The sequence below is a fragment of the Streptomyces sp. NPDC059832 genome (assembly GCF_042731715.1).
Taxonomy (GTDB): domain Bacteria; phylum Actinomycetota; class Actinomycetes; order Streptomycetales; family Streptomycetaceae; genus Streptomyces.
On the sequence record NZ_JBHWIY010000005.1, the window covers coordinates 136,385 to 158,272 of the forward strand.

Here is a 21,888-nt window from a genome sequence, read left to right on the forward strand (position 1 = left end):
CGGAGTCTGGTGTTCAGTCGCATCCCTGAATAGGGTTCACGTATGAATACAGAGCTGCTGATCGACGAAGTCCGGCTGACCCCGATCCTGATAGCCGACCCGCCCCTGCTCAACACCCAGGGCGTCCACCAGCCCTACACCCCGCGGCTCATCGTGGAGGTCGTCACACGCGGTGGGGTCACGGGTATCGGCGAGACGTACGGGGACGGCAAGTACCTCGAACTCGCCCGGCCGCTCGCCACCGCACTCACCGGACGCCCGGTCAGCGATCTGAACGGACTGTTCGCCCTGGCCGATGAGGTGTGCGGGGATTCCCGCGCGGCCGACGACCGGGTCGACGCGGGCGGGCTGCGCGGCGTCCAGACCGCCGACAAGCTCAGGCTCTCCGTCGTCTCGGGCTTCGAGGTCGCCTGCCTGGACGCGCTGGGCAAGTCCCTCGGCCTCCCCGTGCACGCCCTGCTCGGCGGGAAGGTCCGAGACAGCGTCGAGTACAGCGCGTATCTCTTCTACCGCTGGGCCGCTCACCCCGAGGGCGGCGAGCAGGACGACTGGGACGCGGCCCTCGACCCGGCCGGAGTCGTCGCCCAGGCCCGGCGCTTCGCCCGCGAGTACGGCTTCTCCTCCTTCAAGCTCAAGGGCGGCGTCTTCGCACCCGACCGGGAGATCGCCGCGATCCGCGCCCTCGCCGAGGAGTTCCCCGGGCAGCCGCTGCGCCTCGACCCCAACGGCGCCTGGTCCGTCGAGACCTCGCTCCACGTCGCCGAGCAGCTGAAGGACGTACTCGAATACCTGGAGGACCCGGCCGGCGGCACGGACCTGATGGCCTCGGTCGCCGCCGGCACCGACGTACCGCTCGCCACCAACATGTGCGTGACCACCCTCGCCGAGGTGCCGGAGGCCTTCGCCCGTGGCGCCGTGCAGGTCGTCCTCTCCGACCACCACTACTGGGGCGGGCTGCACCGTACCCGTGAACTGGCCGGGATCTGCCGCACCTTCGGCGTCGGACTCTCCATGCACTCCAACACCCACCTCGGCATCAGCCTCGCCGCGATGACCCATGTCGCGGCCACCGTTCCCAACCTCGACTACGCCTGCGACAGCCACTACCCCTGGCAGACCGAGGACGTCATCACCACCCGCCATGTCTTCCGGGACGGCCGGCTCACCGTGTCCGACGCACCCGGGCTCGGTGTCGAACTCGACCGCGAACGCCTGGCCGCGCTGCACCGGCGCTGGCTCGACGACGACGGCACGATGCGCGAGCGCGACGACGCGGCCGCGATGCGCAAGGCCGAGCCGGGGTGGGAGACACCGACGATCCCGCGCTGGTGACGGGCCCGTCGCCCGGGACGCGACGGCCTGACTTGCGGGGGCCCGGACCCGCACCGAAGGTCGGTGCATGAAGGCGATCAGCTACAGCGGGTACGGCGGGGCCGACGTCCTGGAGTACGGGGAGCGGCCCGACCCCAAGGTCGGCCCGGACTCCGTCCTGGTGAAGGTGCGGGCCGCGGCCGTCAATCCGGTCGACTGGAAGGCCCGCGAGGGCCACCTGGACGCCGCACTGGAGGCGGTGTTCCCGGTGATCCCCGGCTGGGACGTGTCCGGCGTCGTCGTGCAGCCCGGCACGGCCGTCGACGAGTTCGCGGTCGGCGACGAGGTCATCGGCTATGTGCGGGAGGACTTCCTCAGCCGCGGCACGTTCGCCGAATACGTCGCCGCGCCCGTGCGCACCCTCGCCCGCAAGCCGCTGAGCCTGAGCTTCGAGGAGGCGGCCGGACTGCCGCTGGCCGGTCTCACCGCCTACCAGGTCCTGCACCGCGCCCTGCGGATCCGCGACGGCGACACGGTCCTCGTCCACGCGGCGGCCGGCGGGGTGGGCTCCTTCGCCGTCCAGCTCGCCCGGCACGCCGGCGCCCGCGTCATCGGCACCGCGAGCGAGCACAACCACGATCATGTCCGGCAGCTCGGCGGGGAACCGGTGGCCTACGGGGACGGCCTCGCCGACCGGCTGCGGGCCCTGGCCCCGGAGGGCGTCGACGCCGCGTTCGACACCGTCGGCGGCGAGGCGCTCCGGGTCTCCGCCGAAGTGCTGAAGCCCGGGGGCCGCCTGGCCTCCATCGCGGACGGCGAGGTCCTCGCGTACGGCGGCCGCTACGCCTACGTACGACCCGACGCGAAGGACCTCACCCATCTGGCCGAACTGGCCGAACAGGGCATCGTCACGGTCCATGTGGAACGGGTCTTCCCGCTGGAACAGGCGGCGGACGCCTACCGGCTGAACGAGCAGGGGCGTACCCGCGGAAAGATCGTCGTCACCGTCCCCTGGGAGGTCCCGGACCTCTGACGCCCGCCCTCGCCCGGCGCCCGGAACACTCAGAACAGCATGGCCGCGGCGAACACCGCGAGCGCGACCGTGCACGCCGCCGCGGTCAGCGCGCCGCGTGCCGACAGCGGTCGCGGCCGCGCGGTCCCCATCCCGAGCACCCGCAGGTGCGCCACCCGCAGGAAACCCAGCCAGGCCAGGGCGCTCAGCGCCACCGCCACGATCGCGGCCGGGCCCGCCCCGCCGTGCAGCGCCTGCTTGACCGCCAGCAGCGCCACCACCGTGCACGACAGCGTCGTACGCCGCCAGGCCAGCCGGGTCCGCTCGGGCTGCAGCCCGGGGTCGCGCTCCGGGGTGGTCACCGCCCCTCCCAGCCGAAGAGGACCACCACCACCATCGCCACGGCGACGACCGCGACGCCCAGTCCCAGCAGCGTCGGGAACCGCGAGACCGGAAGGTCCTCCCCGCGCCGCATCGCCCGTTCGCACCGCACCCAGTGGTTGACCGCCCGCAGCGCGCACAGCACACCGGCCGCCAGCAGCGCGAGCGCCAGACCGGCGCGGATGCCCCAGGCCAGCTCCGGCAGGAACTGGTCGACCGCGAACCCGCCGCCGATCAGCGCCAGAGCCGTCCGGATCCAGGCGAGGAAGGTGCGCTCGTTGGCGAGCGAGAACCGGTAATCGGGGGTGTCGCCCTCTTCGCGGATGCGCTGCGGTGCGAACCACAGCCGCAGGCTCTGTACGAATTCGTTCACGCTTGAACCTTATCTGCCGCTTTGCAGGTGATCGCCGGTCGGGCTCAGGAGGCCGTTCCGGCCGCCCGGAAGGCGCGCAGCCGGTGGTACGCCTCCAGGCCGTCCGGCACCCACTCCCGGTCGCCGATCCGCCGCGCCAACTCGTCATCGGTGAGGAAGGTGTGCCAGGCGACCTCCGCCACCTGCGGGTTCACCGGCAGCTCGCACCGTACCTGGTAGACGTACGACCACCAGGAGTGCCCGGCATGCTCGTAGAGGAACTTGAAGAGCGGTTCGGGCCGGGGGAGCCCGGACACCCCCAGCTCCTCCTCGGCCTCCCGCAGCGCCGCCTGGTCGTACGACTCACCGGCGCCGACCACCCCGCCGACGAACATGTCGTAGCGGGACGGGAAGACCAGCTTGCCCGGGGTCCTGCGGTGGACGAAGAGCCGGCCCTCCGCGTCCCGGGCCTCGATGAAGACGCAGCGATGGCGAAGGCCCCGCGCGGTCGCCTCACCGCGCGGGGCCTGCCCCACGACCACGTCGTTCTCGTCGACGATGTCCAGGATCTCGTCAGAGGGAGTCATGCTCCCCATCCAACATCAGACGATCGCGGGACGATCACTGCCCCATGACGTACTTGACGGTCGGGCCCGTGGTCCAGCCGCCGTCCACGGCCAGCTCGGCACCGGTGATGTACGAAGCGGCGTCCGAGAGCAGGAACGTGACCGCCTCCGCGATCTCCGGGGCCTCGCCGACCCGGCCCATCGGGGTGTTCGGGTAGTTGCCCTCGCCCTGCTGGATGCCGACGGACGCGGTCATCGGCGTGTAGACCATGCCGGGGTGCACCGAGTTCACCCGGATTCTCGCCGTGCCGAGCTCCACCGCGCCGACCTTCGTCAGGCCGCGCACGCCCCACTTCGAGGCGCCGTAGCTGGAGGTCAGGGCGAGGCCCATCAGGCCGGCGGCCGAGGAGATGTTGACGATCGAACCGCCGCCGTTCTCCTTCATCACCGGGATCACCGTCTTCATGCCGATGAAGACGGCCGTCAGGTTGATGTCGATGACCTTGCGGAAGTGCTCCACGGTCTCGGTCTCCAGCGGCTGGCCGGTCGACACCCCGGCGTTGTTGACCAGCCCGTCGATCCGTCCGAACTCGGCGAGGGCGAACTCCGCGACGCGCTGCCAGTCCTTCTCGGAGGTCACGTCGTGGTGCACGAAGCGGGCCCTGGCCCCCAGCTCCGCGGCGGTGGCGGCGCCTTCCTCGTCGAGCACGTCGGTGATCACCACATGGGCGCCGCCCGCCACCGCGAGGCGGGCGGCCTCGGCGCCCAGGCCCCGGGCGCCGCCGGTGATGATGACGGTCTTGTCGGTGAGGTTGCTCTTGTCGGTCATGTCGCTTCCTTCATGTGGTGCAGGTGGCAAGTGGTGCGGTGGCAAGTGGTGCGGTGGTACGTGGTGCGGGTGGTCACGCGCTGCCCGGCACGGGGGCGTGCAGGAACGCGGTGGTGGTCTCGACGAGATCGGCGAGGAAGAGCTCGTCGCCGGTCAGCGGTTCGGTGCCGTCGAGACGCTGGCGGGCGCGGTCGGCCAGCGCCGCGCCGATCAGGGCGAGCGCCAGATCCAGGCGCTCCAGGCGCACCGGACCGGGCAGGCCGCCCAGGCGGTCCCCGATGCGGCCGATCAGACGCCCGTAGTCGGTGCCGTCCAGGACGGGGTGCAGCCGCCCGGTCCGCAGCCCGGTCTCATGGCTGAGCCGGGCCGAGATCCGCAGGCAGCGGCGACCGCGGTCGTCGGCGAGCAGGCTCGCCTCGGCCGTCACCAGCGCGGTGAGCAGCTCCCGTACGCCGCAGTCCGCGCCCAGCGCGTCGAGCAGGGGTGCCACCACCTGTTCGGTACGGGCCTGGCGGCCCGCCATCACCGCGTCGAGCAGCCCGGCCCGGGAACCGAAGTGGTACTGGACCGCGGAAGGGTTGCTCTGCCCGGCCAGCCGGACGATGTCCCGCAGCTGGGCGCCGTCCGGTCCCTGCGCGGCGAAGATCTCCTCGGCCGCGCGGATCAGCTTGTCCCTGGTCTCCTGCCCCGACGTTCGCGCCATGGCGTCATTCTAATGCTGGCCATTATTAAAAACCAGTGCGGACGGCCGCTCGGGACGGCCGGCCCCGCTCAGTTCGGCTGGAGGCTCTTCTCGCGGCGCCCGCCCACCGGCCCCTCCGGCATCGCCGGATGCAGCCCGAGCAGCACGATCCCGACGACGATCGCGGCGAGGCCGACCGCCTGCCAGGCCAGCGCACCGGTGTCGGTGCGCAGCTGGTCGCCGAGGAAACCGACCCCGCAGGCGATCCCGGCCAGCGGCTGGGCGGCGGTCAGCGGGGGCAGCGAGACCCGGAGCGGGCCCGTCTCGAACGCGCTCTGCACCAGCAGCAGCCCCGTCACCCCCAGCGCCACCACCGCGTACGGCTGCCACGCCGTCACCAGCGCCGCCCACCCGTCGTCGGACAGCCGCTGGCCGGTGACCCGGGTGAGTGCGTCCTGCAGTCCGTACAGCAGTCCGGCCGCCACGGCGAGCAGCGCGGGGGCGACCCCGGACTCGGAGCGTTTGGCGAAGGCGGTCAGCAGCAGCGCGGTGCCCACCACCACGCCGATCACCAGCCAGTGCCGCAGCGGGCTGGTCACCGCCTCGCCGCCCTGCGGCTGGCCCGCCAGCAGAAAGGCGGCGACCCCGCCGGCCAGCAGCCAGAGACCGGCCCAGCCCTGATGGCCGAGACGCTGACCGGTGCGATGGCGTGACAGGGCCATCGCGAAGAGCAGATTGGTCGCGAGGAGGGGTTCGACGACGGACACCTCGCCCTTGCCCAGGGCCAGGGCGCCCAGCACCATGCCGCAGACCATCAGCCCGATCCCGGCCAGCCAGCTCGGCACCCGCATCAGGTCCAGCAGCAGCCGGGGGGAGAGGTAGTCGCTTCTCGGGGCGTGCGAGGCGGCGGCCTGCTGCAGGACGAAGCCGAATCCCAGACAGCAGGCGGCACTCACGGCGAGCACGAGGACCAGCACCGACACGCTTCTACCTCGAGTCAGGCCAGAAGTGGGTGATTTGTACCGACGATAGCGCCTGCGTCCCGGGGGCGCGGCCGGAGCGCGGCCGAACGGGCGGTTGACGCCGCAGCGGCCGGTGCCGAAGATCTGACGCACGAGTAACTTCCGGCTCCGGAGACGGCTCGGAGACGGTCCGGAGCCGGACCGTGGCCGCGACCGGATCGCCCCGACAAGGATGGAACCCATGGCGTACGACGCTGATGTGATCGTTATCGGGGCAGGGCTCGCCGGTCTGGTGGCCACCGCCGAGCTGGTCGACGCCGGCCGCTCGGTGATCCTGCTCGACCAGGAGCCCGAGCAGTCGATCGGCGGCCAGGCGCACTGGTCCTTCGGTGGCCTCTTCCTCGTCGACTCGCCCGAGCAGCGCCGGATGCGGATCAAGGACAGCCATGAGCTGGCCCTCCAGGACTGGCTCGGCACGGCGGGCTTCGACCGGAAGGAGGACCACTGGCCACGGAAGTGGGCCGAGGCGTACGTCGACTTCGCGGCCGGTGAGAAGCGCCCCTGGCTGCACGCCCAGGGGCTGCGGATCTTCCCCGTCGTCGGCTGGGCCGAGCGCGGCGGCTACGACGCGAACGGCCACGGCAACTCCGTACCCCGTTTCCACATCACCTGGGGCACCGGCCCCGGCATCGTCGCCCCCTTCGAGCGCCGGGTGCGCGCGGGCGTCGCCAAGGGGCTCGTGGAGTTCAGGTTCCGTCACCGGGTCACCGGCCTCGGCCGCACCGCGGGCGCCGTCGACACGGTGACCGGCGAGGTGCTGGAACCGAGCGCCGCCGCCCGGGGCACCGCGAGCAGCCGCCGGGCGACCGGCACGTTCGAGCTCAGGGCCCAGGCGGTGATCGTCACCTCCGGCGGCATCGGCGGCAACCACGACCTGGTGCGCAAGCAGTGGCCCGAGCGGCTCGGCACCCCGCCCGCGAAGATGCTCTCCGGCGTCCCCGCCCATGTCGACGGGCTCATGCTCGGCATCGCCGAGGAGGCGGGCGCCCACCACATCAACCGCGACCGGATGTGGCACTACACCGAGGGCATCGAGAACTGGAACCCGATCTGGGCCAAGCACGGCATCCGGATCCTGCCCGGACCGTCCTCGCTCTGGCTGGACGCCCGCGGCAAGCGGCTGCCGGTCCCGCTCTTCCCGGGCTTCGACACCCTCGGCACCCTCGAACACATCATGAGGTCCGGCCACGACCACACCTGGTTCGTCCTCGACCGGAGGATCATCGGCAAGGAGTTCGCGCTCTCCGGATCCGAGCAGAACCCGGATCTGACCGGAAAGTCGATCCGCGGCGTGATCGGCCGGGCCCGAGCCGACGTACCGGCCCCGGTGAAGGCCTTCATGGACAACGGGGTGGACTTCGTCGTCGAGAAGGACCTCGCCGCGCTCGTCCGGGGCATGAACGCGCTCACCGGGGAACCGTTGATCGACGAGGCCGAACTGCGCCGCGAGATCACCGCACGCGACCGTGAGATCGCCAACCCCTTCACCAAGGACCTCCAGATCACCGCGATCCGCGGAGCCCGCGCCTATCTCGGCGACAAGCTGATCCGTACGGCGGCGCCGCACCGCATCCTCGACCCCAAGGCCGGCCCGCTGATCGCCGTACGGCTGAACATCCTGACCCGCAAGTCGCTCGGCGGACTGGAGACGGACCTGTCCTCCCGGGTGCTGACCGCGGACGGCACCCCCCTGGCCGGTGTGTACGCGGCGGGGGAGGCGGCCGGTTTCGGCGGCGGCGGGGTGCACGGTTACCGCTCGCTGGAAGGGACCTTCCTCGGCGGCTGCATATTCTCCGGCCGCGCGGCCGGCCGGGCGGCGGCGAAGGCGGTCGGCTAGGAGCGTCCTGAAGATCTCGAAAATACGCCAGACTTGCACCTTTTTGTGCCGATTGGCGTCTGTCGGCAATCCGGGGTGAACCGGGTGGCCGGGCAAGATCTTCAGCGGTCCACCAGGGCTGAATCGCCCTGGTATCTCCCTGTGGGCTCTCGGCTCCGTTCGAACGGGGGTGGGCGGGACGGCCCGCGCCTCGGAACGCGTGGGTACCGTCATTTGGATGATCTCAATCGTGTTGATCATCACGCCGTGCCTACCGAACGTGTGAGCTAGCGTTCCGAAGCGTGATCAACAACGCCTCACTCCCCTCCGACCAGGCAGCTTCGACCGTTGCGGCGCTGACGCGGGCGCTCTTCGGTGAACGGCTGGAAGAGCTCCACGCGCCATGGCGCAAGCTGTTCAGTACCGAGCCGTTCCGCTTCAGGGAAGGGCTGTCTCCTGATGAACGTGCCGCACTGTCCTACGAACGTTTACACCTGATCAACGACGCGCTCGACAAACCCGAGGACTTCGTGGTCGATGTGGAGCGGCTCGCGGCACTCCACGAATGGGTCGGCCCGGTGGACGCGGGACTGGGAACAGTGGCGAGCATCCACTACAACCTCTTCCTCGGCAGTCTCCTCGACCATGCGCCGGGTCCGGACCGTGATCTGGGGGAGTTGGCCGATCTGCGGCGTACGGGAACGTTCCTGTGCACGGAGGCCGGGCACGGCAACAGCGCCTCGCAACTGGAGACCACCGCCACGTACGACCGGTCCGCGAGGGAGTTCGTGCTGCACACGCCCAGCACGGCCGCACGCAAGTTCATGCCGAACACCAGCTCCATCGGCGGTCCCAAATCCGCTCTCGTCGCTGCCCGCCTCATCACGGACGGCAAGGACCAGGGCGTCTTCCTGTTTCTCACCCCGCTCAGCGACGACGCCGGGCTCCCCATGCCAGGAGTCGGGATACGCAGGCTGCCGCAGACCGCCACCGCCCCCGTCGACCACTCCGTCACATCCTTCGACCATGTCCGGCTGCCCCATGGAGCACTCCTGCAGTCCGACCACGGGCGCCTCACACCGGAAGGCGACTTCACCAGTTCCATCGGCAGCCCCCGCAAGCGCTTCCTGCACTCCATCGGCCGCGTCACCGCCGGCAAGCACTGCATGAGCGCCTACAGCCTCGGAGTCATGCGTCACGCGCTCGCCGTAGCCGTACGGCACGCCCATACGAGGCAGACTTCCGGCGTGTCGGCCCGCGGCGATGTTCCGCTGTTCGCGCACCGCAGCCACCACGCCCCGCTCATCGACGCCATCGCGACCTCCTACGCCGCGACCCTCCTGCACCGCGTCGCAGTGCGGCAGTGGGCGCGGGCAACGGAGTCGGAGCGGGAGGACGGCGAGCGGTTCGCGGCCATAGCCAAGGGCTGGATCACCTGGCGGGCCCGCGCCGTCATGACTGAGTGCCGCGAACGCTGCGGTGCGCAGGGGCTCTTCCTGGCCAACGGAATCGCGGGCCAGTTGGCGGCCAACGAGGGAACCATCACGGCGGAAGGCGACAACCTCGTCATCTGGGTCAAGGCCGCGGGCGAGATGCTTCTCGGGCACTTCACTCCGAAGGAACCCCAGGAGGCACCGCCCGAGGACCGCGACCTCGGCGATCCCGTCTTCCTCCAGGACCTGTTGTCCGACATCGAACGCATCTGGCACCAACGAGCACGTACCCGCCTGCGCAGCCGAACGGCCCGTGATCCCCTCAATCGATGGAACGCCACCGTCACACCTGCTCTGGAACTGGTCGACGCCTACGCACACTGTCAGGCTGCCCAAGCCCTTCTGGACGCGGCCACCCGGGCCACCGACCCGGAGGCGCGGCGTCAGCTGGGTTTGCTGCACCGGCTGTTCACGCTGCGCCGGGTCGCGGCTCACAGTGGAGACCTGCTCGCGGAGGGGTATCTGACCGGCGACCAGGTGAGGCAGCTCCCCGACGCGGCCGAGAGCGTCGTCGCGGACCTCGCACCCCACGCCATGACTCTCACGAACGGATTCGCCCTCGCGGACGAAGTCTTCCTCGACCACCCCATCAACCGTGCCGAAGGCTTCGAAGGCAGCCTGCTGCCCGGGTGAGAGCCTCCATGCCTGTTCATCGGGGCGACGGCGCGCCCGGAAACAGCTGACACCCTCGGAGGAACGGGCCGCACCCGGAGGCCGGGTTCGGCCCGTTCCACGCCATGGACGTGAGGCGACTGGCGCCCGGCAGGGTCCGAGTCCGGCGCCACGCACTGCCTGGAACTGCCGCTGCTCCTGGGCTCCCGGGCCGCCTGGCAGCAGTCCCCGATGCTGGGGGACACCCCTTGGGAAGAGGCGGACGCGCTGGGCAGGGCGACGCGCGCCACGCGGACCGGCTTCGCCCGCACCGGCCGTCCCGGCACCGTGACCCCGCCTCTGACCTGCCTCGGGACCCCTGCCCCGCAGCCCGTAGGCCACCGGCCCCGCCCACGGCCCCCGGTCGGCCGCGCGCACAGCCCGGCAGCGGCTACCGCTCCTTGGTCCCCACCACGGGGTCCAGCAGCTCGACGACCCGGAACCGTTCGGCGACGACCATGGTGTCGTCGTCGACGGTGAACGCCGGGTCGCCGAGCGCCTCCCGCATCTCCTCGCCGTGCCAGAACTTCTCGTGTCCCGCGCGCCACTCGGCGATCGACGTGTCGCCCTCGCCCTCGTCGACCACATGCTGGAGGTCCACGTCGCCCAGGCGCAGCACCCGTACCTCCGTCACCTCCAGCACCGCGGTCTCCCGGCCGTCCGAGTCGATCAGTGCGGACCGCTCACCCACCGGAGGCAGCTCCTCCTTCTCCGCCTCGTACTCCGCGAGCAGCCCGGTCGTCGACACCTTCGTACCGGCGAGCACCGCCCGCACCAGCTGATCGCGCAGCGGTCCGGGGAAGGCGAGCAGAAAGGGCTTGAGGGGTTCACGGTTCGACATGGCGCCAAGTCTGACATGTCCCCCGGGGTGCGGCGCCGGGGCGTGCGCCCGCCCGGGGCTGCCAACTGTGCGCCGGGTGAGCGGAGTTGGGGGCGGGTCCGGGCAGGTGGCCCGCGGCCCCTGGCGGCCGGCGGCGCCGGCTGGTCGAATGGCCGGGTGAACAGTCGCCCTCCCGACGCCGAAGGCACCCCCGTGGGCCGCCGTCTCGTCCTGGCCGTGCTCGGTCTGGGCGCCGCCGGGGTCGTCGCGGCGCCCGTGCTGCAACGCACGCTGGAATCCGGCCTGGGCGCCGTCGCCGACAAGGACCCCACCGGACTGACCGGCCTGCTCCCCAACGGCGGCGGCTTCCGCTACTACTCCGTCGCCTCCTCCGTACCGGAGAGGAGCGCGGACGACTACCGGCTGACCGTCGACGGCCTCGTCGACCACCCGGCCACGTACACCCTGGCCGACCTGGAGGGTTTGCCGCAGACCCGCATGGTCCGTGATGTCCAGTGCGTCACCGGCTGGCGGGTGCCCGGGACGCCCTTCGAAGGGGTGCGGCTCTCCGCGCTGCTGGACGCGGCGGGCGTACGGGCCGGGGCGAAGGCCGTCCGGTTCACCTGCTTCGACGGCGCCTACAGCGAGAGCCTCACGCTCGCGCAGGCGCGCCGCGCCGACGTGCTGGTCGCGCTGCGCCTGCGGGACCGGCCGCTGACGCACTCGCACGGCGGGCCGGTCCGGCTCTACGTGGCCCCGATGTACTTCTACAAGTCGGCGAAATGGCTCTCCGGGATCACCGTCACCGACTCCGTGCGCCCCGGCTACTGGGAGGAGCTCGGCTATGACGTCGACGCCTGGGTCGGCCGGTCCAACGGCCGCGACGACGCCCCCACCGTCTGAGCGCGTCCAGCGCTTCACCGGCGCGGAGCGCTGGGTGCACCGGACCACGGCGACGCTGATGCTGGTGTGCGTGGCGGGCGCGGCCTGCCTGTACGTACCCCAGCTCGCCGAGCTCGTCGGCCGCCGCCGTCTCGTGGTCACCGTGCACGAGTGGTCCGGGGTGCTGACCCCGGCACCCTTCCTGGCCGGTCTGCTGTCCCGGGCGTTCCGGGCCGATCTGTCCCGGCTCAACCGCTTCGGGCCGCACGACCGGCGGTGGCTGCGGGCCGTGTGCCGCCGCGACCACCGGCCGGGGGCCCGCCCGGCCGGGAAGTTCAACGCCGGGCAGAAGCTGTATGCGGCATGGATCGCGGGCGCGACGCTGGTGATGACGGGTACCGGGGTGCTGATGTGGTTCACCGGCCTCGCGCCGCTGCTGTGGCGCACGAGCGCCACCTTCGTCCACGACTGGCTGGCGCTCGCCATCGGGATCGTGCTGGCCGGGCACATGACGATGGCGCTCGCCGACCCGGAGGCACGCCGTGGCATGCGCACCGGGTCGGTCGAGCGCCATTGGGCACGGTCACAGCATGCGCTGTGGGGGGAGGACCGTGCGGGCGGCAGGTCGCCGGGACAGGCCCTAGACGACTAGCGAAAGCAGCAGGATGAAGGCCAGCGAGACCACGGAGATGATGGTCTCCATCACCGACCAGGTCTTCACCGTCTGGCCGACGTTCATGCCGAAGTACTCCTTCACCAGCCAGAACCCGGCGTCATTGACATGGCTGAAGAAGAGCGAGCCCGCGCCGACGGCGAGGACCAGCAGGGCGGCGTGGGACGTCGACATGTCGGCGGCCAGCGGGGCGACCAGACCGGCCGCCGAGATGGTGGCCACGGTCGCCGAACCGGTCGCGAGCCGGATCGCGACGGCGATCAGCCAGCCCAGCAGCAGCGCCGGGATCGACCAGTCCTTGGAGAAGTCCAGGATCATCTGGCCCACGCCGGCGTCGATGAGGGTCTGCTTGAACCCGCCGCCCGCGCCCACGATGAGCAGCACACCGGCGATCGGGGCAAGGGACTTCTCGACGGTGGTGGAGAGCCGGCCCTTGGAGAAACCGGCCGCCCGGCCCAGCGTGAACATGCCGACTATGACGGCCGCGAGGAGCGCGATCAGCGGCGAGCCGATCACATCGGTGACCTTCTGGAGGCTCTGCTCCGGGTCGTCCACGACGATGTCGACCAGGGCCTTGATCAGCATCAGCACGACCGGCAGCAGGATGGTCGCCAGGGTGGCGCCGAAGCTGGGACGACGGTCGAGATCCTCCGAGGGGCGCTGCGGAATCATCTTCTCCGGAGCCTTGATGTCCACCCAGCGCGCCGCGTAGCGGGAGAAGACCGGCCCCGCGATGATCACGGTCGGGATCGCGACCAGCACACCCAGCGCCAGTGTGACACCGAGGTTGGCGCCGAGGGCGTCGATCGCGACCAGCGGGCCGGGGTGCGGCGGGATCAGACCGTGCATCACGGAGAGACCGGCCAGCGCCGGGATACCGATCCGCATCAGGGAGAAGTTGCCGCGCTTCGCGACGAGCAGCACCACCGGGATCAGCAGCACGATGCCGACCTCGAAGAAGAGCGGCAGGCCGATGATCGAGGCGATCAGGACCATCGCCCACGGCATGGAGCGCCTGCTCGCCTTCGCGAGGATGGTGTCGACGATCTGGTCCGCGCCACCGGAGTCGGCCAGCAGCTTGCCGAGGATCGCGCCGAGCGCGATGAGCACACCGACACCCGCGACGGTCGAGCCGAGGCCGGCGGTGAAGCTGGCGATCGTCCTGGCCGGGGCGGCACCGGCGAACGAGCCGAGCGCCAGCGAGCCGATGGTCAGCGCGAGGAACGCGTGCATCTTGAACTTGGTGATGAGCAGGACGATGACGGCGATGCCCGCCAGAACGGCGATACCCAACTGCGCGTTGCCTGCCGAAGTGATCGGTTCGACGGCGTCCGCTGCCAACATCTCGACGCTGAGACTGGTCACGGTGGTGATCCTTAGTTATCGAGCCGGCGCAACGCGGCGACGGCTCGCTGGGTGATTTCTTCGGGGGTGCCGGACACGTCGACCGAGACGCCGGCCTCGTCCTCCCGCAGCGGCTGGAGGGTGGCGAACTGCGAGTCGAGCAGCGCGGTGGGCATGAAGTGCCCCTTGCGCTCCGCCATGCGGTGCTCGATCAGGGCCCGGTCGCCGGTCAGGTGGAGGAAGACCGCGCCGGGTGCCTCGGCGCGCAGCCGGTCCCGGTAGGCCCGCTTGAGCGCCGAGCTGCTCACCACTCCGCCGAGCCCCGCCCGGCCGTGCGCCCACTGACCGATCGCGTCGAGCCAGGGCCACCGGTCGGAGTCCTCCAGCGGGGTGCCGGCCGACATCTTGGCGATGTTCGCCGCGGGATGGAAGTCATCGCCCTCTGCGTACGGAACGCCGAGTTCGGCGGCGAGCAGGGGGCCGATCGTGGTCTTGCCGGTCCCTGCTACGCCCATCACCACGACGACGTGGGGGGTGCTCATTGGTGGTGCCTCGCAGTCTTGTTCGACGTCTTCCTCGACATCGGTCCGTCGCGCTACTGAAACCTATACGTACGACTTATTCAAGATGCTGTGACGTAAACGTCGTACTTTTTGTTCCTGAAGGCTGCCCCGTAGGCTGTGCTCATGACCACACAGGGCCCTGGGCTGCATACACATGTGCTGGACACCCTGGGTCTGGAGATCGCCGCGGGGGAGCACCGGCCGGGGCAGGTACTGCGCACCGATGAGCTGGCCCAGCGCTTCGACGTCTCGCGCACCGTCGTACGCGAAGTGATCCGCGTCCTGGAGTCCATGCACCTGGTCGAGTCCCGGCGCCGGGTCGGCGTGACCGTGCGGCCGACCGAGGCGTGGAACGTCTACGACCCGCAGGTCATCCGGTGGCGGCTGGCCGGCGCCGACCGCCCGCGCCAGCTGCGCTCCCTGACCGTGCTGCGTTCGGCGATCGAACCCGTCGCGGCCGGCCTCGCCGCCCGCAACGCCACCCCGGAGCAGTGCGCGGCCCTCACCGAGTGCGCGCTCGGCATGGTCGCCACCTCGCGCGGCCAGCAGCTGGAGGGCTATCTGGAGCACGACATCGCGTTCCACCGGATCGTGCTCAACGCCTCCGGCAACGAGATGTTCGCGCGGCTCGGTGACGTCGTCGCCGAGGTCCTGGCGGGCCGCACCCACCACCAGGTGATGTTCGAGGACCCGGACCCGGCCGCGGTCACCCTCCACGTCCGGCTCGCCGAGGCGGTGCGCGAGGGCGACGCCGTGGAGGCGGAGCGGCTGACGAAGGAGATCGCGGTGGGCGCCCTGCACGAGCTGGACGTCCTCGCCCCCTGAGACCCGTGCCGCGGCACCGTCCGGCATGCGTCCCGCCGTTCCTGCGGCACCGTCCCGCGCACGTCCCGTCCCTACGGCGCCGCCGTGCGTGCCGCAACCGCGCGGCGGCCGCGGCCGGCACCCTCTCCGGTGCCGCCGGACAGCCGCTGCGCTCCATCTCCGCGACCAGCACCCCGAGGCCGCCGCGATGTCCGGATGCACAGCGCGCTCGGATCGCAGCCGCGCGCCGCGCCGAGCCGGCGCACGGTGAGCGCCGCCGCCCCGTGCTCACCCATCAGCCGCGGCGTCGTCGTCGACGCATCCTCCACGAGGCCCGAGACCCGCGGCGGCCCCCGCGGAACGATCCCGCGGGGCCGCCGGTCCGGGCAGTCGGAAGCTCAGCCGCTGTGCCCGTGGTGGCCGCCGTGCCCGGCGCCGTGGTCGAACTTCACCGCCTCGGGCGGCATCACGACGAACGGCCGCATCATGCCCATGTCCTCGTGCTCCAGCAGATGGCAGTGGTACATGAAGCGCCCGTACGCCCCGTCGAACCTCCCGAGCACCTTCACCAACTGCCCCGGGGGCACCCGGAAGACGTCCTTCCAGCCCTGTTCGTTCGGTGCCGTCGGGACCGTGGTGCCGTGGTCGAACGCCACGGGCGAGCGGGTTCCGCCGATCGCCGGATCGAAGCCGTCGAGCTCGTACGCCTCCCGGCCCATCACCTGGAAGTCCGCCAGATGGATGTGCATCGGATGCGTCGGTCCGCCCAGGTTGAGGAACGACCACTGCTCGTAGGCGCCCTCGCCCACCGTGAAGCCGAGACCGTCGTTGAAGGTCCGCGAGATCCTGCGGTACGTGCGCACCGTGCCGTCCTCGCCCTGGACCTGGACGACACCGTCCGACGGCACCTGGACCCCGGCGGGGTCCTCGACCTCCGCCATCTCCCAGATCTCCGGGTGACCGCCGCCGCCGACCGTGCCGGGCACCGTCAGCACCACGAGCCGGTGCCCGTGCTCCACCTGGCCGTGCTCGTACCGCCGGAACGAACCGGACAGCACCTCGGGCAGCTCGAAACCGTCCCGCCGGCCCGTCTCCCGCACCCGGAACTCCATCACCTGCGGGAACGGCACGTTCGCCGCCGGGTCGGGCACCCCCGGCGCGAGCCCGCCGCGGTTGACCAGCCGGACCCGGCGGCCGGCCAGCGCCGAGAAGTCGATCAGCAGATCCATCCGCTCGGCCGGGGCGATCGTCAGCCGCGGCAGCACCTCGTCGAAGTCGACCGGCACCGGGCGCGGCAGCAGCCCGCCGTCACTGCCGATCTGCCGGATCACGCCCGGCACCGGGTTGTTCTCCTCGTCGACCAGCACCAGATCGTAGATCCGCGCATTGGACGCGTTGACGAGCCGGAAGCGGTACCAGGCGTCGGCCACGTCCAGATGCGGCCAGATGCGGCCGTTGACCGTGGTGTACGGGCCGAGGAACGGCAGCGACACCGGCTTCCCGGTCTCCGGATCGGCCTCGGTGATCACCGTCGTCTTGTGCAGCAGCCGCCCGTTGAGCCGGCCGTCCGCGTCGGTGTCCAGATTGCGGTCGGCGAGGATCAGCGGCAATTCCCGGTCGCCGGACGGCAGACCGAGCGCGTCCTCCTCGTCGTCCCTGATCAGGTACGTGCCGACGAGCCCGGCGTACACGTTCCACCGGGTGATGTTCATGGCGTGGTCGTGGTACCACCACTGGGTGGCCTGGTGGTCGTTCGGGTACTCCGACAGCTGCGCGTCGCCGAAGCCGACCGCGTTGTCCGCCCAGCCGTCGTTGCCGCCACCGGTCTGCGCGCCGTGCAGATGCGTCACCGTCCAGGCGGGCAGCGCGGCGACGTCCGCGTTCGGCTCGACGCCGTCGCGGCCGGGACGGTTGTGCGGTGCCGGTTCGCCCTGCTTGACCGGACCGACCTCCACCGCCGTGACCGGGTACTCGCTGCCCCTGGGGATGCGGTTGGTCCAGGCGATCCTGATCCGCTCCCCGCGCCGCACCTCGATGGTCGGGCCCGGCACCGTGCCGTCGTACCCCCACATCAGGGTCGGCGGCAGCTGCGCGTGCAGTCGCACCCAGGTGGGTGACAGGGCGATCTCGGTCTCGCGGAGCACGTCCCCGCTCCGCGGGCGGAGCACCGGCGGGACGGGCAACGCGTCGGTGTACGGCACGAGTCCGCCGACCGGTGCCCCGAGCGCGGCAGTGTCGGGAGCCGGGCCCGGCTCGTCGGTCCGCTGACCGGTCTTCTCCGTGGCCTCAGTGATCTCGGTCAAGGTTCTTCCCCCATGATCCGTAATTCCACTGCTGGTGGGCCACGCGACCCCTGCCCCCGCAGGTATTGGTCCGGCGGCCCCTGTGTATCAAAGGACCGCCTGGAGACCGCCGACGTTCAGCGATGTGCATCATCTGACCGGAAGCGGTACATCCCACCGGGTGGAGGGCAGCCGTTTCCCGCCAACGCGGCGCGCCGCCGTGACACCCTCACGGGGCGTACGGTTGTTCGTGTTCGATCTTCGTACACAGACGGAAACAGGGAGACCACGGTATGTCGCAGCAGGTGCAAGGGGTCATCGCACCGGGGAAGAACGAGCCGGTACGGATCGAGACGATCGTGATCCCGGACCCGGGCCCCGGCGAGGCCGTGGTGAAGATCCAGGCGTGCGGCGTCTGCCACACCGACCTCCACTACAAGCAGGGCGGCATCAACGACGACTTCCCCTTCCTGCTCGGCCACGAGGCCTCGGGCGTGGTGGAGTCCGTCGGCGAGGGCGTCACGGACGTCGTGCCCGGCGACTTCGTCGTCCTCAACTGGCGTGCCGTGTGCGGGCAGTGCCGCGCGTGTCTGCGTGGCCGCCCCTGGTACTGCTTCGACACCCACAACGCGAAGCAGAAGATGACGCTCCTCGACGGCACGGAGCTGTCGCCGGCCCTCGGCATCGGCGCGTTCGCCGAGAAGACCCTGGTCGCCGCCGGTCAGTGCACCAAGGTCGACCCGGAGGTCTCCCCGGCCGTCGCCGGGCTGCTCGGCTGCGGCGTGATGGCGGGCATCGGCGCCGCCATCAACACCGGACAGGTCGGCCGCGGCGACTCGGTCGCCGTGATCGGCTGCGGCGGTGTCGGTGACGCGGCTATCGCCGGGGCCCGGCTGGCCGGTGCGGCGAAGATCATCGCCGTGGACATCGACGACCGCAAGCTGGAGACGGCGAAGACGATGGGCGCCACGCACACCGTCAACTCCCGCTCCACCGACCCGGTCGAGGCGATCCGCTCCCTGACCGGCGGCAACGGCGCGGACGTGGTCATCGAGGCGGTCGGCCGCCCGGAGACGTACAAGCAGGCCTTCTACGCCCGCGACCTCGCCGGCACCGTCGTCCTGGTCGGCGTCCCCACCCCTCAGATGCAGCTGGAGCTGCCGCTCATCGACGTCTTCGGCCGCGGCGGTTCGCTCAAGTCCTCCTGGTACGGCGACTGCCTGCCCTCGCGCGACTTCCCGATGCTGATCGACCTGCACCAGCAGGGGCGGATCGACCTCGGCGCGTTCGTCACCGAGACCATCGGACTCGGCGACGTCGAGCAGGCCTTCGCCCGGATGCACGACGGCGACGTGCTGCGCTCGGTGGTGGTCCTCTGATGGCCGCCCGCATCGACCACCTCGTCACCTCCGGCACCTTCGCCCTCGACGGCGGCGAGTGGGACGTCGACAACAACGTCTGGATCGTCGGCGACGACACCGAGGCGATCGTCATCGACGCCGCCCATGACGCCGCCGCCATCGAGGACGCGCTGAACGGCCGTACGCTGCGCGCCATCGTCTGCACGCACGCGCACAACGACCACATCGACGCGGCCCCGGCCCTCGCCGACGCCACCGGTGCGCCGATCCTGCTGCACCCCGACGACCTGCCGCTGTGGAAGCAGACCCACCCGGACCGCCTCCCGGACGGCGAACTGGCCGACGGCCAGGAGCTGGAGATCGCCGGAACGACGCTCAAGGTCCTGCACACCCCCGGCCACGCCCCGGGCGCCATCTGCCTTTACGCCCCCGAGCCGGCCACCGTCTTCACCGGGGACACGCTCTTCCAGGGCGGGCCCGGCGCCACCGGACGGTCCTTCTCCCACTTCCCGACCATCGTCGCGTCGATCAGGGACCGGCTGCTCGCGCTCCCGCCGGAGACCACCGTCCGTACCGGACACGGCGATTCCACCACCATCGGCGCGGAGGCCCCGCACCTGGACGAGTGGATCGCCCGCGGTCACTGATGACCGCCGGCGTTCACCGGTCCGGCCACGCGGAGAGCCGCAGCCCGCTCTCGAAGCGGCGCGGATCGCCGGTGACCGGATCGGTGAACTCCAGTACCCGGGCGAGGAGTTGGAGCGGGCGGGAGAAGTCGTCCGGAGCTCCTTCCGCCTCGACCACCGGATAGACCGGGTCATGGACGAGCGGCAGCCCCAGGCTGTTCATATGGACCCGCAGCTGATGGGTCCGCCCGGTGGCGGGCAGCAACCGGTAGCGGCCGAGCCCCTCCCGGTGCTCCAGCAGCTCGATCCGGCTCTCGCTGTTCGGCTCGCCCGGCTCCTCATGGGCGGCGATGACCCCGCGTTCCTTCACGATCCGGCTGCGCACGGTCCGCGGCAGGACCAGCGCGGGATCGTACGGCGCCACCGCCTCGTACTCCTTGCGCACCAGGCGGTCCCGGAACATCGTCTGGTACGCGCCCCGCTCCCCGGGCCGTACGACGAACAGGACGAGGCCCGCGGTGAGCCGGTCCAGCCGGTGCGCCGGCTGCAACCGAGGCAGATCCAGCTCACGGCGCAGCCGGGCCACCGCGGTCTCGGTGATGTGCCGGCCGCGCGGCGTCGTCGCCAGGAAGTGCGGCTTGTCGGCGACGACGAGATGCTCGTCGCGGTGGACCACACCGACCGGGAACGGCACCGGGTCCTCCGGCGCGAAATCCCGGTGGAACCAGATGTACCGGCCCGGGGCGTACGGCTCGTCGGCGGACACCGGGCCCTGTACGGAGACGAACCGGCCCTCGGCGAACATGGCGTCCACCCGCCGCGCCCCGATCGCGCCCGCGAACCGCGCCAGCAGATGGTCACGTACCGTCGGCCACGCCCCGTCCGGATCCTCGGGGAGCCGCAGCCGGACCGGATCGATCCCGTCCCGCTGCGGCAGCGGCGCCGACGGGGGCTTCGCACGCCCCCTCATCGGGGAACGCCGACCACTGCGGCGGTGCTCATGGTGCCGGCTCCTCGCTCTGTCGCCCGGGGTGTCCGCAAAAGTATCGCCGGTCGCCGGCCGGGCGCCGTCAGGAGCCCGGCAGCGTCACCTTCTCCGGGCCGCATCCGATGCGCTCGGCCTCGGCGGCGACATAGCCGGGCAGCAGGTCACGGGCGAGACCGGCGACCGAGTGCTCCGTGTGGTCCAGCTGCTCCACCACGAAGACCACCTGACCGGTCTGGCAGCTCGTCCGGTAGACGGCCCGGGTCCCGTCGATGGAGCCGGAGCCCTTGGAACCCTTGACGGACAGACCGGTCCTGAGCGTGCCCGAGGAGAAGATCTCGGACAGCGCCGCGTCGGTGACCGTCGTCAGGCGCACGGCGGGGTTGTAGGAGCCGCCGGCCTCGCAGACCCGGGCGGGCCCGCCGTCGCCACCGACGCGCGTGCGGGTCAGATCCTTGCGGTGCGCCTCGGGAAGGGTGAAGCCCCTGGTGCCGCAGAAGTCATCGGCGTCCGTCTTCTTCCGCTCCATCGGGGCGGGCAGGGTGCGCGGTGTCCGGTACGTACCGGAGCAGCCGAAGTCGTGGATGACCCCGTTGGCGGCCTCCACCACCGCACGGGTCAGCGCCGCGCGGTCCTCCCGCCCGTAGTCCGACGCGAGGTCGAGTCCGGTCGGCCCCATGGCGATGTCCACCACGGTGGGGCCGGTGAACTCGTCCCGCCCGGTGCAGCTCTGCGGCAGCGCCAGCCAGGCGCGCGACGACGAGGACAGCCCAGGCAGCCCGTCGCCGAGCGGGACCATGTCGGCCGTGAGGAACTCCGCGGGCCAGTCGCGCCCGTCCGTGCCCCTCAGACCGTCCAGCCGGTGCACCCGCAGGGTCACCTGGCGGCGGGCCCTGTCGTCCTTGTAACTGGTGATGCGGCACTGCCCGTACGAGTCGCCCTGGCCGACCGGATCGGTTTGGAGGGTCTGCTCCTCGGCCTCGGTCCTGCGGTCACCGAAGAGGTCCGACACGGTCGAGTCGCCGAGTGAGTCCCAGCAGGGGGCGGGGCCGACCAGCGGCAGCGTGTCCGTGCGCCAGGCCACCGCACCGGCGCCGAGCAGCGCACCGGCCAGCCCGGCGGCGGTGACGGCACGGGCGGTACGGCTGCGCAGCAGACGGCGCAGCACCGGAACGCGCGCGGGGGCGGACTCCGGCTGCGCGGACGGTTCCTGCTCGGGCGCCTGCTCCTGCGCCCCGCCTGTCCCGGAACGGCCGACTGTCCGTCGCCCACAGCCCGATGCCGGAGACGAGCACCGCCCCGGCGACCGCCCCGGCCAGTATCGCTCCGCGCCGTCCGCGCCTGCCGCCCATCACATGCCCCCCCGCGAAGAACCAAGATCGCGCAAAGCCCCGATGGTACGTCCTCGCTCCCGGAGCGGATCGGGACCCCTG

General features: G+C 71.4%; 21 protein-coding genes. 9 read left to right on the top strand and 12 right to left on the bottom strand.

Features of this window, described 5'->3' with window-relative positions; genetic code table 11:
• Positions 1-42: 42 nt before the first annotated feature.
• Together ACFV8T_RS10795 and ACFV8T_RS10800 are read left to right on the top strand one after the other, a co-directional pair.
• Positions 43-1,332, top strand: a complete 1,290-nt coding sequence (locus ACFV8T_RS10795) for a glucarate dehydratase family protein (protein WP_385326418.1) — start codon at positions 43-45, stop codon at positions 1,330-1,332.
• A 67-nt stretch (positions 1,333-1,399) separates the two neighbouring features.
• Positions 1,400-2,344: an NADP-dependent oxidoreductase gene (locus ACFV8T_RS10800; RefSeq protein WP_385326420.1), complete on the top strand. Its 945-nt coding sequence runs from the start codon at positions 1,400-1,402 to the stop codon at positions 2,342-2,344.
• A gap of 29 nt (positions 2,345-2,373) precedes the next feature.
• Here the strand turns inward: ACFV8T_RS10800 and ACFV8T_RS10805 are convergent, their stop codons facing one another.
• The 6 genes from ACFV8T_RS10805 to ACFV8T_RS10830 form a co-directional block, all read right to left on the bottom strand.
• Positions 2,374-2,685, bottom strand: a complete 312-nt coding sequence (locus ACFV8T_RS10805; RefSeq protein WP_385326422.1) for a DUF202 domain-containing protein — start codon at positions 2,683-2,685, stop codon at positions 2,374-2,376.
• Positions 2,682-3,077: a YidH family protein gene (locus tag ACFV8T_RS10810; RefSeq protein WP_385326423.1), complete on the bottom strand. Its 396-nt coding sequence runs from the start codon at positions 3,075-3,077 to the stop codon at positions 2,682-2,684. The genes ACFV8T_RS10805 and ACFV8T_RS10810 overlap by 4 nt, the downstream gene beginning before the upstream one ends.
• Positions 3,078-3,121: 44 nt before the next feature.
• On the bottom strand, positions 3,122-3,643 hold the full coding sequence (locus tag ACFV8T_RS10815) for an NUDIX hydrolase (RefSeq protein WP_385326425.1): 522 nt from the start codon (positions 3,641-3,643) through the stop codon (positions 3,122-3,124).
• 34 nt (positions 3,644-3,677) lie between these two features.
• A complete protein-coding gene (locus ACFV8T_RS10820; protein ID WP_385326426.1) occupies positions 3,678-4,451 on the bottom strand; it encodes a glucose 1-dehydrogenase in 774 nt (257 codons plus the stop codon).
• Between the two features lie 73 nt (positions 4,452-4,524).
• Complete coding sequence (locus ACFV8T_RS10825; RefSeq protein WP_385326428.1) at positions 4,525-5,154, bottom strand: TetR/AcrR family transcriptional regulator; 630 nt, start codon at positions 5,152-5,154, stop codon at positions 4,525-4,527.
• A gap of 68 nt (positions 5,155-5,222) precedes the next feature.
• The gene (locus ACFV8T_RS10830) at positions 5,223-6,116 is read right to left on the bottom strand and encodes a DMT family transporter (protein WP_385326430.1); all 894 of its coding nucleotides are present in this window, start codon (positions 6,114-6,116) and stop codon (positions 5,223-5,225) included.
• Between the two features lie 220 nt (positions 6,117-6,336).
• Between ACFV8T_RS10830 and ACFV8T_RS10835 the strand changes: the two genes are divergently transcribed.
• Together ACFV8T_RS10835 and ACFV8T_RS10840 are read left to right on the top strand one after the other, a co-directional pair.
• A complete protein-coding gene (locus ACFV8T_RS10835) occupies positions 6,337-7,992 on the top strand; it encodes an FAD-binding dehydrogenase (RefSeq protein ID WP_385326431.1) in 1,656 nt (551 codons plus the stop codon).
• A gap of 284 nt (positions 7,993-8,276) precedes the next feature.
• Positions 8,277-10,097, top strand: coding sequence for an acyl-CoA dehydrogenase (locus ACFV8T_RS10840; RefSeq protein WP_385326818.1), 1,821 nt, complete (start codon positions 8,277-8,279; stop codon positions 10,095-10,097).
• 409 nt (positions 10,098-10,506) lie between these two features.
• Here ACFV8T_RS10840 and ACFV8T_RS10845 read toward each other — a convergent pair whose 3' ends face one another.
• The gene (locus ACFV8T_RS10845; RefSeq protein WP_385326433.1) at positions 10,507-10,956 is read right to left on the bottom strand and encodes an ASCH domain-containing protein; all 450 of its coding nucleotides are present in this window, start codon (positions 10,954-10,956) and stop codon (positions 10,507-10,509) included.
• A 156-nt stretch (positions 10,957-11,112) separates the two neighbouring features.
• Between ACFV8T_RS10845 and ACFV8T_RS10850 the strand changes: the two genes are divergently transcribed.
• On the top strand, positions 11,113-11,838 hold the full coding sequence (locus ACFV8T_RS10850) for a molybdopterin-dependent oxidoreductase (RefSeq protein ID WP_385326435.1): 726 nt from the start codon (positions 11,113-11,115) through the stop codon (positions 11,836-11,838).
• Positions 11,780-12,469: a cytochrome b/b6 domain-containing protein gene (locus ACFV8T_RS10855; protein WP_385326437.1), complete on the top strand. Its 690-nt coding sequence runs from the start codon at positions 11,780-11,782 to the stop codon at positions 12,467-12,469. Before ACFV8T_RS10850 ends, ACFV8T_RS10855 begins: the two co-directional genes overlap by 59 nt.
• On the opposite strand, the gene ACFV8T_RS10860 is transcribed toward ACFV8T_RS10855, so the two are convergent.
• Positions 12,458-13,855 carry a GntP family permease gene (locus tag ACFV8T_RS10860; protein ID WP_259929655.1) on the bottom strand — a complete coding sequence of 466 codons (1,398 nt, stop codon included), beginning with the start codon at positions 13,853-13,855 and terminating at the stop codon, positions 12,458-12,460. The two genes, ACFV8T_RS10855 and ACFV8T_RS10860, sit on opposite strands and share 12 nt — an antisense overlap.
• Positions 13,856-13,866: 11 nt before the next feature.
• A complete protein-coding gene (locus ACFV8T_RS10865; RefSeq protein WP_385326439.1) occupies positions 13,867-14,376 on the bottom strand; it encodes a gluconokinase in 510 nt (169 codons plus the stop codon).
• A gap of 144 nt (positions 14,377-14,520) precedes the next feature.
• On the opposite strand from ACFV8T_RS10865, the gene ACFV8T_RS10870 reads away from it, so the two are divergent.
• Complete coding sequence (locus ACFV8T_RS10870) at positions 14,521-15,222, top strand: FadR/GntR family transcriptional regulator (RefSeq protein ID WP_383769354.1); 702 nt, start codon at positions 14,521-14,523, stop codon at positions 15,220-15,222.
• Positions 15,223-15,599: 377 nt separating this feature from the next.
• On the opposite strand, the gene phsA is transcribed toward ACFV8T_RS10870, so the two are convergent.
• Positions 15,600-17,495 (bottom strand): O-aminophenol oxidase PhsA, encoded by a 1,896-nt coding sequence (gene phsA / locus ACFV8T_RS10875; protein WP_385326820.1) that lies wholly within the window; start codon positions 17,493-17,495, stop codon positions 15,600-15,602.
• Between the two features lie 281 nt (positions 17,496-17,776).
• Here phsA and ACFV8T_RS10880 point away from each other — a divergent pair, with 281 nt between their 5' ends.
• Complete coding sequence (locus ACFV8T_RS10880; RefSeq protein WP_385326441.1) at positions 17,777-18,862, top strand: S-(hydroxymethyl)mycothiol dehydrogenase; 1,086 nt, start codon at positions 17,777-17,779, stop codon at positions 18,860-18,862.
• Positions 18,862-19,491: an MBL fold metallo-hydrolase gene (locus ACFV8T_RS10885; protein WP_385326443.1), complete on the top strand. Its 630-nt coding sequence runs from the start codon at positions 18,862-18,864 to the stop codon at positions 19,489-19,491. Before ACFV8T_RS10880 ends, ACFV8T_RS10885 begins: the two co-directional genes overlap by 1 nt.
• A 13-nt stretch (positions 19,492-19,504) precedes the next feature.
• On the opposite strand, the gene ACFV8T_RS10890 is transcribed toward ACFV8T_RS10885, so the two are convergent.
• Positions 19,505-20,440, bottom strand: coding sequence for an RluA family pseudouridine synthase (locus ACFV8T_RS10890; RefSeq protein ID WP_385326445.1), 936 nt, complete (start codon positions 20,438-20,440; stop codon positions 19,505-19,507).
• A 100-nt stretch (positions 20,441-20,540) separates the two neighbouring features.
• Positions 20,541-21,623 carry a hypothetical protein gene (locus ACFV8T_RS10895; protein WP_385326447.1) on the bottom strand — a complete coding sequence of 361 codons (1,083 nt, stop codon included), beginning with the start codon at positions 21,621-21,623 and terminating at the stop codon, positions 20,541-20,543.
• Positions 21,624-21,888 lie beyond the last annotated feature (265 nt).

What these genes read in the sequence shown, in the direction of transcription:
- ACFV8T_RS10865 (WP_385326439.1), bottom strand. Translation starts at nt 14,376, where the DNA reads ATGAGCACCCCCCACGTCGTCGTGGTGATGGGCGTAGCAGGGACCGGC.
- ACFV8T_RS10795 (WP_385326418.1), top strand. Translation starts at nt 43, where the DNA reads ATGAATACAGAGCTGCTGATCGACGAAGTCCGGCTGACCCCGATCCTG.
- ACFV8T_RS10820 (WP_385326426.1), bottom strand. Translation starts at nt 4,451, where the DNA reads ATGACCGACAAGAGCAACCTCACCGACAAGACCGTCATCATCACCGGC.
- ACFV8T_RS10890 (WP_385326445.1), bottom strand. Translation starts at nt 20,440, where the DNA reads ATGAGGGGGCGTGCGAAGCCCCCGTCGGCGCCGCTGCCGCAGCGGGAC.
- ACFV8T_RS10835 (WP_385326431.1), top strand. Translation starts at nt 6,337, where the DNA reads ATGGCGTACGACGCTGATGTGATCGTTATCGGGGCAGGGCTCGCCGGT.
- ACFV8T_RS10800 (WP_385326420.1), top strand. Translation starts at nt 1,400, where the DNA reads ATGAAGGCGATCAGCTACAGCGGGTACGGCGGGGCCGACGTCCTGGAG.
- ACFV8T_RS10885 (WP_385326443.1), top strand. Translation starts at nt 18,862, where the DNA reads ATGGCCGCCCGCATCGACCACCTCGTCACCTCCGGCACCTTCGCCCTC.
- ACFV8T_RS10845 (WP_385326433.1), bottom strand. Translation starts at nt 10,956, where the DNA reads ATGTCGAACCGTGAACCCCTCAAGCCCTTTCTGCTCGCCTTCCCCGGA.
- ACFV8T_RS10880 (WP_385326441.1), top strand. Translation starts at nt 17,777, where the DNA reads ATGTCGCAGCAGGTGCAAGGGGTCATCGCACCGGGGAAGAACGAGCCG.
- ACFV8T_RS10815 (WP_385326425.1), bottom strand. Translation starts at nt 3,643, where the DNA reads ATGACTCCCTCTGACGAGATCCTGGACATCGTCGACGAGAACGACGTG.
- ACFV8T_RS10855 (WP_385326437.1), top strand. Translation starts at nt 11,780, where the DNA reads ATGACGTCGACGCCTGGGTCGGCCGGTCCAACGGCCGCGACGACGCCC.
- ACFV8T_RS10870 (WP_383769354.1), top strand. Translation starts at nt 14,521, where the DNA reads ATGACCACACAGGGCCCTGGGCTGCATACACATGTGCTGGACACCCTG.
- ACFV8T_RS10825 (WP_385326428.1), bottom strand. Translation starts at nt 5,154, where the DNA reads ATGGCGCGAACGTCGGGGCAGGAGACCAGGGACAAGCTGATCCGCGCG.